Origin of the sequence: Ruegeria arenilitoris (genome assembly GCF_013030265.1) — a bacterium.
In the GTDB taxonomy this organism is placed as follows: Bacteria; Pseudomonadota; Alphaproteobacteria; order Rhodobacterales; family Rhodobacteraceae; genus Ruegeria; species Ruegeria arenilitoris_E.
In genome coordinates, this window is record NZ_WPZQ01000009.1 from 79,895 (window position 1) to 92,670 (window position 12,776).

Consider the following 12,776-nt stretch of genomic DNA (forward strand, 5'->3'; position numbering starts at 1 on the left):
GCAGCGTCAGTGCCCAATGGTGTATCACATAGGTAGTTTTTCTTGCCAGACAACCTGCGCTGTTTCTAACATCTGACGGCAAGCTATTCGCCCGCTACTCTTTCTACGTCGCATCGAAGGAGAGCACCCAAGGGCGCAACCGGGTAAGGCGACGGGTTTCACTCATGAATATCACGTTTCTTCTGAACGGAGAGACTGTGGAGCTGGCGGATGTTGATCCGACGGCGACCTTGCTGGATTGGCTGCGCGAAGATCGCGGCCTGACCGGCACCAAGGAAGGCTGCAACGAAGGCGATTGCGGGGCCTGCACCGTCATGGTCACGGACGAGGGCGGACACAAAGCGCTGAATTCCTGTATCCTGTTCCTGCCTCAACTACACGGCAAAGCGGTGCGCACCGTCGAAGGTGCCAGCGGGCCGGATGGCGAGACGCATCCTGTTCAGCAAGCAATGGTGGATCTGCACGGATCGCAATGCGGCTTCTGTACCCCCGGTTTCGTCATGTCGATGGTAGCAAGCCACGCCAATGGTGCCAAGGATCACGATACACAGCTTGCCGGAAACCTGTGCCGGTGCACTGGTTACGCACCGATCATCCGGGCGGCCGAGGCCGCCGAGGCCCAACCGGTCCCGGTTTGGGTTAAAGACAAGCCGGTAGCAACACGGGTGACATCGCCCATGTTGCCTGGGTCATCGGATGAACTGGCGACTGTTTATGCCAAGCATCCGGACGCTACACTGGTTGCCGGCGCAACAGATGTTGGTCTTTGGGTGACAAAGCAACTTCGGGATCTCGACCCGGTGATATTCCTGAACCGTTGCGATGATCTGAAAGAGATCACCATCACGGATAACGAAATCCGCTTTGGTGCCATGGTCGACATGAACCGTATGGGCGAAGCGCTGGCCAACCTGCATCCTTCCTACGCTGAAATGATCCGTCGTTACGCCAGTGTACAAGTACGCCACGCGGCCACGGTCGGTGGCAACATCGCTAACGGCTCGCCCATCGGGGACAACCCACCCGCCCTGATTGCCTTGGGTGCAACGCTGCATCTGCGTAAAGGTGACACGCGTCGCTCAATCCCGCTGGAAGAGTTCTTCATCGATTACGGCAAGCAAGACCGCGCGCCGGGCGAATTCGTCGAAGCCGTCAGTTTCACACGTCAGGAGGATCGTTTGAAAGCTTACAAGCTCAGCAAACGGTTTGATCAGGACATCTCGGCCGTGTGTGGGTGTTTCTACATCACAGTTGCGGATGGCATGGTCACCAATGCACGTATCGCGTTCGGCGGCATGGCCGGCATTCCAAAGCGCGCCTCGAACGTCGAAGCAGCGCTGAATGGCAAACCCTGGACTAACGAAACCGTTCAAGCCGCAATCCCAGCCTTTACCAACGACTTCACGCCGATGACGGATATGCGCGCCTCGGCCAACTACCGGTTGGAGACCGCAAAAGCGATGCTTGAGAGGTATTTCCTCGAAGATCAAGGCGAAGTCACAAACGTATTGGAGGTGTCGGCATGAGTGTGACCAAACCCCTCCCCCATGACGCGGCGCCGTTGCATGTCTCTGGAACCGCGCGTTATGTGGATGATATTCCGACACCTAAGGGATCGCTGCATCTGGCCTTCGGCCTTAGCCCGATTGCCAAGGGCACGATCACGTCGGTGGATCTGTCAGCAGTAAAAACTGCCGATGGAGTCGTCATGGTCATGACCGCCGATGACCTGCCCTTTGCAAACGACGTCTCTCCGTCGATCCATGACGAGCCGCTGCTGTCGGATGGTTCGATTCACTACATCGGACAGCCTGTTTTCCTTGTGATCGCCACCAGCCATCTGGCCGCGCGCAAGGCTGCCCGGTTGGGCAACATCGAGTATGCCGAAGAAACCCCAATTCTGACGGTCGAAGAGGCGCTGGCCGCCAACAGCCGGTTCGAGGATGGCCCTCGCATCTACGCCAAAGGTGACGCCGATGCAGCTATTGCCGGGTCTGCGCGTGTCATTGAAGGTACGTTCGAGATCGGCGGGCAGGAGCATTTCTATCTGGAAGGTCAGGCCGCGCTGGCCGTGCCGAATGAGGGCGCGGATATGCTGGTGCATAGCTCGACCCAGCACCCGACCGAGATTCAGCACAAAGTGGCGGATGCATTGGGCGTTCCCATGCATGCCGTACGTGTCGAGACTCGTCGCATGGGCGGTGGTTTTGGCGGCAAGGAAAGTCAGGGCAACGCATTGGCTGTATCCTGTGCTGTGGCGGCCCGTGCCACCGGTAAGGCCTGCAAGATGCGCTATGACCGCGACGATGATATGATCATCACCGGCAAACGCCACGCCTTCCGCATCGCGTACAAGGCCGGGTTCGATGAGAACGGCCATATTCAGGGCGTATCCTTCCACCACTACGCGATCTGCGGTTGGGCGCAGGACCTGTCCCTACCCGTCGCGGACCGTGCAATGCTGCATTCGGACAACGCCTATCTGTTGCCGAATGCACGGATTGAAAGCCACCGGCTGAAAACCAACACCCAATCCGCCACCGCCTATCGTGGCTTTGGCGGCCCGCAGGGTATGGTTGGTATCGAACGCGTTATGGACCACGCGGCCTATGAATTGGGCATAGATCCGGTCGAGCTGCGCCGCCGGAATTACTATGAACCGGCACATACGGTTGCGGACAATGTGCCTACGGAAAAACCTCTGGGCCACCCCGATCCGCATGAGGACCTGACCAGCCGGGGCGCGGTCGAGATGGGAGACACGCCCGTACGCCCTCTGCCCGCAGGCGGCAACACCACGCCTTACGGTATGGAAGTTAGTGACTTCGAGCTGCACGGCATGACTGAAAAGCTGCTGAAAACCAGCGACTACGCATCACGCAAGGCAGCCATCGAGAAATGGAACGCCGAGAACAGAGTGATCAAGAAGGGGATCGCCTTTTCTCCGGTCAAGTTCGGAATTTCCTTCACGCTGACCCATCTGAACCAGGCGGGTGCGCTGGTGCATGTGTATCAAGACGGCTCTGTCCACCTGAACCATGGCGGCACTGAAATGGGTCAGGGCCTGTTCCAGAAGGTTGCGCAGGTTGCGGCCTCGCGCTTTGGCATTCCACTGGAGATGGTTAAGATCACCGCCACCGACACCGCCAAGGTGCCCAACACCTCGGCGACGGCGGCGTCTTCCGGCAGTGACCTGAACGGAATGGCGGTAAAAGCAGCCTGCGACACGATCCGCGACCGCATGGCCGATTATCTGGCCGAACGGCATCAGGCCGACCCATCCGCGGTCACCTTCTCGGATGGACATGTCGCGATCGGAGAGGAACGCTATTCCTTCGCCGAAGCTGCCGCGCTGGCCTATCAGGGCCGCATCAGCCTGTCGGCTACGGGATTCTACAAAACGCCCAAGATCGAGTGGGACCGAATCAAGGGCCGTGGCCGTCCGTTCTTTTACTTCGCCTATGGTGCATCTGTTACCGAGGTCGCAGTCGATACGCTGACCGGTGAGAACCGCATCCTGCGCACCGACATCCTGCATGATGCAGGCGCGTCGCTGAACCCTGCGTTGGATGTCGGACAAGTTGAAGGTGGATACGTCCAGGGCGCAGGCTGGCTCACGACTGAGGAATTGGTCTGGGACGATAAAGGAAACCTGCGCACCCATGCGCCGTCGACCTACAAGATCCCGGCCTGCTCAGACCGTCCGGACATCTTCAATGTCGCCTTGTGGGACGGTCAAAACCGCGAGGACACGATTTATCGCTCGAAGGCGGTGGGAGAGCCGCCGTTCATGCTGGGTATCTCTGCCTGGCTGGCACTGTCGAATGCGGTGGCAGCTTGCGGAGACAGTTATCCGTCACTGGATGCACCCGCCACGGCCGAAGAGGTCTGGCACGGTGTCCAAAGGATGAAGGGAGGCATCTGATGGGATTTGATCGAGAGGCTTTGAGGGAGGCGGTCAAAACCCACGGCAAAGTGGTCCGGGTGGTCATCGCCGGGATCAAGGGGTCATCCCCTCGCGAAGTCGGTGCCGCGATGCTTGTTTGGGAGGACGGGCAATCAGGTACCATCGGCGGAGGTACCCTGGAGTTTCAGGCGGCCGAAGCGGCACGGTCCCAGACAGCGCCTGCGCGCCAGACACACCACGCGCTTGGCCCGGATATGGGTCAGTGCTGCGGCGGGGCTGTAACCCTGCTTAGCGAAATCTTTGACCTTGAGGCGGTAGAACAGCTGAATGACACGATCATCGCGCGCTCGGCCTCGGGCGGTGAAATGCCACTGTCGGTCAAACGCTTGCTGGCACAGGCCCGCGGTCAGGGTGTAAAACCCGACCCGCAGCTGATTGACGGATGGATGATCGAGCCGGTTCACGAACCCACGCGCAATCTTTGGATCTGGGGCGCGGGTCATGTCGGCCGGGCTCTGGTCGATGTCCTATCGCCCCTGCCCGATCTGGCAATTACCTGGGTTGATACCGGGCCAGAACGCTTTCCGGATGAGGTGCCGAACGGTGTGACCATTGTTCCGGCGGCCAAACCGGCCGAGCTGGTCCGTCATGCACCGCGCGATGCCGAGCATCTTGTGCTTACTTATTCACACAATTTGGACCTGGAACTGTGCAACAGGCTGCTTTTGCATGATTTCCGCTTTGCTGGCCTGATCGGCTCGGCTACGAAATGGGCGCGATTCCGGTCGCGGCTGGCCGCATTGGGGCATACGCCCGAACGGATTGGCCGGATCACCTGCCCAATCGGGGACCCGTCCCTGGGCAAACACCCGCAGATGATCGCAGTTGGTGTCGCGGCGCAAATCCTGCGCCCTGCCCGGCAGATTGAATTGAAGAAGGACCTGAGCGCGTGACCACTCCACTCCTAAGCTTGCAAGGGCTGACCAAAGCCTATCCCGGCGTCGTGGCCAATGATCAGGTGTCTTTTGACATCGGTGAAGGCGAAGTTCACGCCCTGCTGGGCGAAAACGGTGCCGGCAAATCCACACTGGTGAAGATGATCTACGGGCTGGTGAAACCCGACAGCGGTACAATGTTGTTGCGCGGCCAACCTTTTGCGCCCCCCGAACCGCGCGCGGCGCGGGCCGACGGGATTGCGATGGTATTCCAGCACTTCTCGCTGTTCGACGCGCTGAACGTGGCCGAGAACATTGCCTTGGGGATGGAGAACCCTCCGGCCATGGGCGATCTGGCCGCGCGTATCCGCGAAGTTTCGGAAACTTATGGCCTGCCACTGGATCCTTACCGCACCGTCGGTGACCTGTCTGCAGGTGAGCGCCAGCGGGTCGAGATCATTCGCTGTCTGCTGCAGGATCCCAAGCTGCTGATCATGGACGAACCGACCTCGGTTCTGACACCACAAGAGGTCGAAATCCTGTTTGAGACACTGAATAAACTGCGGTCCGAAGGTACGTCGATCCTCTATATTTCGCACAAGCTTGAGGAAATACGTACGCTTTGCGACCACGCCACGATCCTGCGTCTGGGCAAGAACGTTGGCGAATGTGTTCCGAGTGAAACATCGGCCCGTGACATGGCCGAAATGATGGTGGGTTCGACCCTTCAGACCCCCGAGCGTTCAGGGCGCGAGTTTGGCGACGTTGCACTGGATGTCAGTGGGTTGTCGGTTCCTTCGCCTTCTGAGTTCGGGACCGCGCTGAGAAACGTTCACATGACAGTTCGCAAGGGTGAGGTTCTTGGCATCGGCGGTGTCGCCGGCAACGGACAGGATGAGTTGCTGGGCGTATTGTCGGGTGAGATTCAAACCACTGCCGACGCGATCAAGTTCAACGGGCAGGCGATTGGTAAATTGGGGCCCACGGCCCGCCGCAAGCTTGGTGTTCTGACCGCGCCGGAAGAAAGGCTGGGCCACGCTGCTGCGCCGGACATGAGCCTCACTGAAAATGCCTTATTGACGGGCTCAGTGCGGGAAGGGCTGGAAAGCAAAGGGTTTCTGAAATGGACCGAAACCCAGAATTTTGCTGAGAAAATCATCGAGGCCTTTGATGTTCGGACACCCGGACCTGAGAATGCGGCGAGGTCGCTGTCGGGTGGAAACCTGCAGAAATTCGTGATTGGTCGAGAGGTGCTGCAAGACCCCGATGTGCTGGTGGTGAACCAGCCGACATGGGGCGTGGATGCCGCCGCTGCTGCCGCGATCCGGCAGGCCATTCTGGATCTGGCAGCAAAAGGTACTGCGGTCATCTGCATCTCTCAGGATCTCGACGAGCTTATGGAGATTTCGGACAGCTTTGCTGCCCTGAACGAAGGCCGGCTGAGCGCTCCGCGGCCCACGACCGGCCTGACAGTAGACGAAATCGGCCTGATGATGGGCGGCGCACATGGCATGGAGGTGGCCCATGTGTAAGCCAGGAAAAACACTCAAAAAGAATGTAAAAACGGGGGGATGAGCAGATGATTGTGTTGGAGAAACGGCCTCAGCCGTCCAAGGCGTGGTCCTATGCGACCCCTTTGGTAGCGGTACTGGCGACGATGGTGTTTGGTGGGCTTTTGTTCGCTATCCTGGGTAAGAACCCATTGCAGGCCATCGGAACCATTTTTTGGGAACCTCTCTTTGGTGAGTTCGCGTTCTATTATCGCCCGCAGTTGCTGGTGAAAGGTGCGCCACTGGTGCTTATCGCCATCGGTCTTTCGCTGGGCTTTCGTGCGGGCATCTGGAATATCGGGGCCGAGGGCCAGTACATCATGGGCGCCATCTTTGGCGCGGGTGCCGGGCTGGCATTCTACCCTCTGGATGCTTTCTATATCTTCCCGATTATGGTGATCGCGGGCGCGTTTGGCGGCTGGCTTTGGGCGATGATCCCGGCCTTTTTGAAAGTACGCTTTGGCACGAACGAAATCCTCGTGTCCCTGATGCTGGTATACGTGGCCGAGCAGATGCTGGCCTCGGTTTCGCTGGGCCTACTTAAGAACCCCGAAGGGTTCGGCTTTCCCGGTTCGCGCAACCTGCAATCCTATGAAAGTGCTTATAATGCTGAGTTGATCGCCGGGTCGGGAATGCACTGGGGCGTCGTGACCGCTCTGATCGCAGTGATCTTTGCCTATGTCCTGTTGAACCGGCACATGCTGGGCTTTCACATCCGCCTGACGGGTGAAGCGCCTCGCGCGGCGAAATTCGCCGGTGTGAACCCTGCCCGACTGATCCTGTTCTGCCTGGGCCTGTCCGGCGCTCTGGCCGGTCTGGCGGGAATGTTCGAGGTTTCAGGACCGTCGGGCGTTGTCAGCATCGACTTTAATGTCGGCTATGGCTTTACCGCGATCATCGTGGCCTTTCTGGGCCGCTTGCACCCGGTGGGCATCCTGCTGGCCGGTGGCCTGATGGCCCTGACCTATATCGGTGGCGAGATCGCGCAGTCTCAGCTGGGTCTGCCTGCCGCTGCCATTCAGGTGTTTCAGGGAATGCTGCTGTTCTTCCTGCTGGCATTCGATCTTTTGACAAACTACCGCATCCGTGCGGCCCGTAGCGAGGTGGCGTGACCCATGGACCTAGGTGAAATCAATCCCGTACTCTTGGTCGCTTCGCTGATGGTGGCCGCGACCCCCCTGCTGCTGGCCGCGATCGGAGAATTAGTCGTTGAGAAAGCAGGTGTTCTTAACCTCGGCGTCGAAGGCATGATGATTGTTGGTGCAATCAGCGGCTTTGCGATCTCCGTCGAAACAGGCTCACCCTGGCTGGGTTTTGTTGCTGCAGCCATTGGAGGCGCGGTACTGTCCCTGTTGTTTGTGCTGCTGACGCAGGTGGCTCTCGCCAACCAAGTGGCAAGCGGACTTGCACTGACCTTGTTTGGCCTCGGCTTCAGCGCCCTTCTGGGGCAAAGCTATGTGGGCATCAAACCACCCAGCATGGGTGATATTCACATCCCGCTGATCAGCGATATTCCTGTCATAGGCCCAATCCTGTTCCAGCATGATCCGATCCTCTATGTCGGCATTGCTCTGACAGCAGCAGTCTGGGCCGTACTCAAATACACGCGCGTCGGACTGATCCTGCGCGCGGTGGGTGAAAACCACGATGCGGCGCACGCCTTGGGCTACAAGGTCATCAAGATCCGCATCATGGCGATCCTGTTCGGCGGTGCCTGCGCGGGCCTGGGCGGAGCTTACATCAGCCTGATCCGAGTACCGCAGTGGACCGAGGGCATGACCGCCGGGGTGGGCTGGATCGCCCTGGCGTTGGTGGTGTTCGCCAGCTGGAAACCTTGGCGCGCATTGCTTGGTGCTTATTTGTTTGGCGGAATCACAGTGTTGCAGCTTAATCTGCAGGCAGCAGGCGTTGCCATTCCCGTCGAGTATCTGGCAATGTCGCCCTATATCATCACGATCCTTGTGCTTGTGATCCTTTCGGCCGACAAGAGCAGCGCACCTGCCTCACTGGGCCGGACCTTCCATGCCTCGCACTAGATGGGGCCAACTGAACCAACTTGGGGAGTAACTACATGAAATTCACATCACTTCTGACAAGTGCCGCAATGGCGCTGGGTCTGGCGACTGGCGCCATGGCCGAAGACAAAACCAAGGTCGGTTTCGTTTATGTCGGCCCGGTGGGCGACGGCGGCTGGACCTATGAGCACAACAAAGGCCGTCTGGCGGTCGAAGAGCACTTTGGCGACAAGGTCGAAACCGTATTTGTTGAATCTGTGCCTGAAGGACCGGATGCGGAACGCGTGATGACCCAGATGGCACTGGAAGGTGCGGATCTGATCTTCACCACCTCGTTCGGCTATATGGACCCGACCATCAACGTGGCCAAGAAATTCCCGGACGTGAAGTTCGAGCACGCGACCGGCTATAAAACAGCCGATAACGTTTCCGTCTACTCGGCGCGTTTCTACGAAGGTCGCGCCGTTCAGGGCCACATCGCGGGTAATATGACGAAGTCGAACATCATCGGCTATATCGGTTCCTATCCGATCCCCGAAGTGATCCGCGGCATCAACTCGGCCTATGTCCACGCCAAGAAGGTAAACCCGGATGTCGAATTCAAGATCGTCTGGGCCTACACTTGGTTCGACCCGGCGAAAGAGGCTGACGCCGCCACCGTTCTGATCGAACAGGGCGCGGACGTGATCCTGCAGCACACTGACTCGACCGCACCGCAAGCGGCTGCGCAAGAGGCAGGAAACGTTGTCACCTTTGGCCAGGCCTCCGACATGAGCGAATACGCGCCCTTCCCGCGCGTGTCTTCGATCATTGACGATTGGGCTCCCTACTACATTGCACGGACCCAGGCCGTAATGGACGGTACATGGGAAAGCGCCAACACATGGGATGGCATCCGGGAAGGCATGGTCGCAATCGGTGAAATCTCGGACGCTGTTCCGGCCGATGTTAAAGAAGAAGCTCTGGCCCTGAAGGCTGCCATGGCAGCGGGTGAATACCACCCCTTCACCGGCCCGCTGAAGAAGCAGGACGGAAGCGACTGGCTGGCTGAAGGCGAGACCGCCGATGACGGTACGCTGGCAGGTATGAACTTCTATGTTGAAGGGCTGGAAGGCGAAATCCCGCAGTAAGCTCTAGCAAATAGCAAATGAGGGCTGGCCATTTGGCTGGCCCTTTTTCGTTTGTCGAGAGTATACGCAGTACCTGCTATCGCTACGATTTCCTTGACGAATGGCCGTGCAATCGAACTGATGTATGAACCATTGGTTTCATCAAGACGGTATTATAGTGGCTGACACTCAGGGAAACACGCGTTGGTGGTTGCTTGCTGCAATGGGGGCCATTCTGGGCGTGATCCTGTTGGACGAAACAGTCATCAGCGTGGCTCTGCCGACAATCCAAAAAGATCTGGGCCTGACCCGGCTTCAATCGCATTGGACCGTCAACATTTATCTTCTGGTTCTGGCTTGCTTTGCCGGGGCTGCAGGGCGGCTCGGCGATATTCTCGGTGCACGCTGGTTGCTGAGCGCGGGTCTTTTGATCTTTGGGCTGGCCTCCGCAGCGGGTGGCTTTTCCGAAAGCGGGCTGGATTTACTGCTGGCGCGTGCAATCCAGGGCCTTGGCGCAGCGCTCATATTTCCGTTGTCCCTGCTGATACTGATACGTTCATTCGAAGAACATGAGCGCGGTCTGGCGCTTGGTTTGTATGGGGCGATTGGAACCATATTCCTGTCGATGGGTCCGCTGATTGGCGGTGTATTGACAGAGTACATTTCGTGGCGATGGATATTCTGGGTCAACCCACCGATCGTTCTGATCGTGGCCGCGATAGCCTTGGCCTGTTGGAGAGATCCTGCACAGTTGCCAGAGCCGGCATTCGATTGGAAAGGTTTCCTTTTGTTGGTCGTTGGTCTGGCCTCAATCGTTTTTGGCATAATGGAAGGCCCGGACCGTGGATGGGCGCAACCCGAAGTCGTTATTGCGTTAGTGTCGGGACTTCTTCTCTTAACTCTCTTCATACCGATCGAGCGCTCGGCGCCTAACCCGTTGATCGCGGTGTCCCTGTTTACCAACCCAAGTTTTGCATCGGCGAACATGATCGTATTCACTGCCCAATTCGTGAAGATCGTAATGTTTGTGTTCGGCGCTCTCTACTTTCAATCAAAGCTTGGGTTTTCGCCACTCGCCGCAGGTGCGGCACTGTTGCCGGTCGCAATTCCGCAGGTGTTCATTGCACCACTGGCGGGAAAGATTGCGGATCGCTTTGGAGCAAGAACACCCTCACTGATCGGTGTCGGCTGCGGAACTATCGGAGTTGCACTGGTCGCCTTAGGTATGCGGGTCGGGAACAGCCAAATGATCATGGCAGCATTTCTGATCTGGGGATGCTGCGCCCCTTTTCTTTTCGTTCCACCACGGCGGGCTGTTATGATGTCAGTTCCAGTCGCACTGCATGGTCAGGCCAGTGGGATATCCATGACGTTCCAATTGCTCGGCGGAACAGTCGGGATGGCACTGGCAAGCACAACCTTTGCCATCACCGGCTCATTTCCAATGGTGTTTTGGCTGATCGCCATTTTCGCTGGCTGTGTTTTTGCCTACTCTTACGTTTCGTTGGAGAGGAAGCCTGTTAAAGCTTCCTCTGAAAAACCCGAGTAAGTCATAGCGAGCAAACGAATTAAGCTATTCGCATCAGTGTCCGCTCAGAACCAGCGTATTGACCGGCATCAGGATCAAACGAAGGCGTAATCCGGCAGCGTGAACCACGCCGATCGTGTCGACCACATGCAGGAAAGCCTTTTCCCAGAACCCGAGATTCTCATCCTCAAGCTTTTCATGGTTGTCAGTGTAGACGTTGGCCAGACAATTACTTCCGGGTGGAATGTCGTCTGCCATGCCTTTGTAGAGTGGCTCGAGATAGACCAAAATCGATCCAGGATTTTTGTTGACCTGAACATCCCGCAATTCATCACTAGGTCGAATTTGACCAGACGGGATGACATCCTGCACTTCGACCACCACAACCGGAATGACGGTGAATGGTTTGGTCATGCAACCCAATTCACCAATCATACCTGGTTTGATAACTTGCGCAGACAGCTGCGTGAATGCAGCCTGAAACCGATCGTGGCCGGAGGATGACGGCACAAGAATGCCCGCAGGGCGCAGTAGCGGGCTGACATAGTCCCCAACTTGCAGACCGAACTGCTCAATCCGTCCGGTTACTCCTGCACTGATCACGGTTTTGTCGAGTTCGGTCAGGGCTGCGTCCAGCTTTGCATTGGCACTGGCCAGTTGTGCGGGGATCAGCTCTTCGATCTGTTGAATGACTGCTGCCCTTCGGGATTGTGCTGCTACCACCTGAGCTTCGCGCTCTTCGACCAGATTTTCGAGACGCTCAATCTCGGCCAATCGTACGGCGCTGGAGCCTTCATCTCGCAAAGTCGTATTGCGTTCAAGATCCTCCAAAGACTGATCCAGCGCTGCGCGTGCACCGGCAATCCCGGCCTCAGCCTCGGCCAGATCAGTCTGAGCAACCTTCAGCGATGCCTGAACCTGCGCGATCTGAGCATGTGCGGCTTCGACCTGTGCTGTCTGAGTGAAATCCTCGATGCGGAATATCGGTTGGCCTGCAACAACCTGCTCGTTGTTTTGAACATAGATTTCAGAAACGCGACCACCCAGTTGCGGCAGAATGGTAACCGTGCGGAAGTATGAGGCAGCGGTTTTGCTGGATGGATGGAAGTAGAACAGCGTGGTGATTACGGTCAGCGCGAGGATCGCACAGGTCGTCAGACCCCAACGCAGCTCGTACCACATGGTAAACAGCGTGATCTCATGCCCGATCCGTTTGCCCTGCACAAACCGGCGGAACAGATAGTCAGGCAGAACCGTGACCAGCGCGCACATCAGTGTTTCAAGCATATCTTACTGCTCCTGCGGTGCGGCTTGGACGGTTTCAGGATTGATTTCGGACGGCTCCTCTGCAACCGGGGGCTGCGTGTTCTCGGGTGCCAGAGAACGGATGGAATCCGCTATTGCACGCAAAGGCGCGGCAAAATCAGGAAATTGGAACCCGGCCACCAGAATGGCCGCCACCCAAAACAGCCCGTTGTGGGTGAACAAAGCCAACAATGCCAGAATACCCACCAACTGAAACTGTGGGTGGTTGGATTCATGCGCGATTTTTTCCGGGATCGAGTGGAGGGTGAAGTAGGCGACACCGATCAACACAATCACGACAATTGTAAAAACAACCATGAACGTAAAAAGAAAATCGCTTCCGTCCGCCTGGGTCACATAGGACGGAATATGTCCTGTGGCCATCGGGTGTAATTCCGCGGTATTCACCCTACCCTCCTGTTTCTGT

10 protein-coding genes are annotated in these 12,776 nt (G+C 57.6%); 8 read left to right on the plus strand and 2 right to left on the minus strand.

The window, feature by feature from the left end; translation table 11 throughout:
* The first annotated feature begins 164 nt into the window (after positions 1-164).
* From xdhA to GOX61_RS16510, 8 genes are all read left to right on the plus strand, one after another.
* The gene (xdhA, locus tag GOX61_RS16475) at positions 165-1,526 is read left to right on the plus strand and encodes a xanthine dehydrogenase small subunit (protein WP_170335456.1); all 1,362 of its coding nucleotides are present in this window, start codon (positions 165-167) and stop codon (positions 1,524-1,526) included.
* The gene (gene xdhB, locus GOX61_RS16480) at positions 1,523-3,925 is read left to right on the plus strand and encodes a xanthine dehydrogenase molybdopterin binding subunit (protein ID WP_170335458.1); all 2,403 of its coding nucleotides are present in this window, start codon (positions 1,523-1,525) and stop codon (positions 3,923-3,925) included. Before xdhA ends, xdhB begins: the two co-directional genes overlap by 4 nt.
* On the plus strand, positions 3,925-4,860 hold the full coding sequence (xdhC, locus tag GOX61_RS16485; protein WP_155148072.1) for a xanthine dehydrogenase accessory protein XdhC: 936 nt from the start codon (positions 3,925-3,927) through the stop codon (positions 4,858-4,860). Before xdhB ends, xdhC begins: the two co-directional genes overlap by 1 nt.
* Entirely contained in the window at positions 4,857-6,374 is a 1,518-nt protein-coding gene (locus GOX61_RS16490) for an ABC transporter ATP-binding protein (RefSeq protein WP_170335460.1), read from the plus strand. The genes xdhC and GOX61_RS16490 overlap by 4 nt, the downstream gene beginning before the upstream one ends.
* 47 nt (positions 6,375-6,421) lie before the next feature.
* Entirely contained in the window at positions 6,422-7,504 is a 1,083-nt protein-coding gene (locus tag GOX61_RS16495) for an ABC transporter permease (protein WP_155148070.1), read from the plus strand.
* Between the two features lie 3 nt (positions 7,505-7,507).
* Positions 7,508-8,428, plus strand: coding sequence for an ABC transporter permease (locus tag GOX61_RS16500; protein ID WP_155148068.1), 921 nt, complete (start codon positions 7,508-7,510; stop codon positions 8,426-8,428).
* A 35-nt stretch (positions 8,429-8,463) separates the two neighbouring features.
* On the plus strand, positions 8,464-9,537 hold the full coding sequence (locus GOX61_RS16505) for a BMP family ABC transporter substrate-binding protein (RefSeq protein ID WP_155148066.1): 1,074 nt from the start codon (positions 8,464-8,466) through the stop codon (positions 9,535-9,537).
* A gap of 124 nt (positions 9,538-9,661) precedes the next feature.
* The gene (locus GOX61_RS16510; protein WP_170335461.1) at positions 9,662-11,065 is read left to right on the plus strand and encodes an MFS transporter; all 1,404 of its coding nucleotides are present in this window, start codon (positions 9,662-9,664) and stop codon (positions 11,063-11,065) included.
* Between the two features lie 33 nt (positions 11,066-11,098).
* Here GOX61_RS16510 and GOX61_RS16515 read toward each other — a convergent pair whose 3' ends face one another.
* Both GOX61_RS16515 and GOX61_RS16520 read right to left on the minus strand, forming a co-directional pair.
* Positions 11,099-12,331, minus strand: coding sequence for an HlyD family secretion protein (locus tag GOX61_RS16515; protein WP_155148061.1), 1,233 nt, complete (start codon positions 12,329-12,331; stop codon positions 11,099-11,101).
* Positions 12,332-12,334: 3 nt separating this feature from the next.
* Positions 12,335-12,733: a hypothetical protein gene (locus GOX61_RS16520; protein ID WP_155148219.1), complete on the minus strand. Its 399-nt coding sequence runs from the start codon at positions 12,731-12,733 to the stop codon at positions 12,335-12,337.
* Positions 12,734-12,776 lie beyond the last annotated feature (43 nt).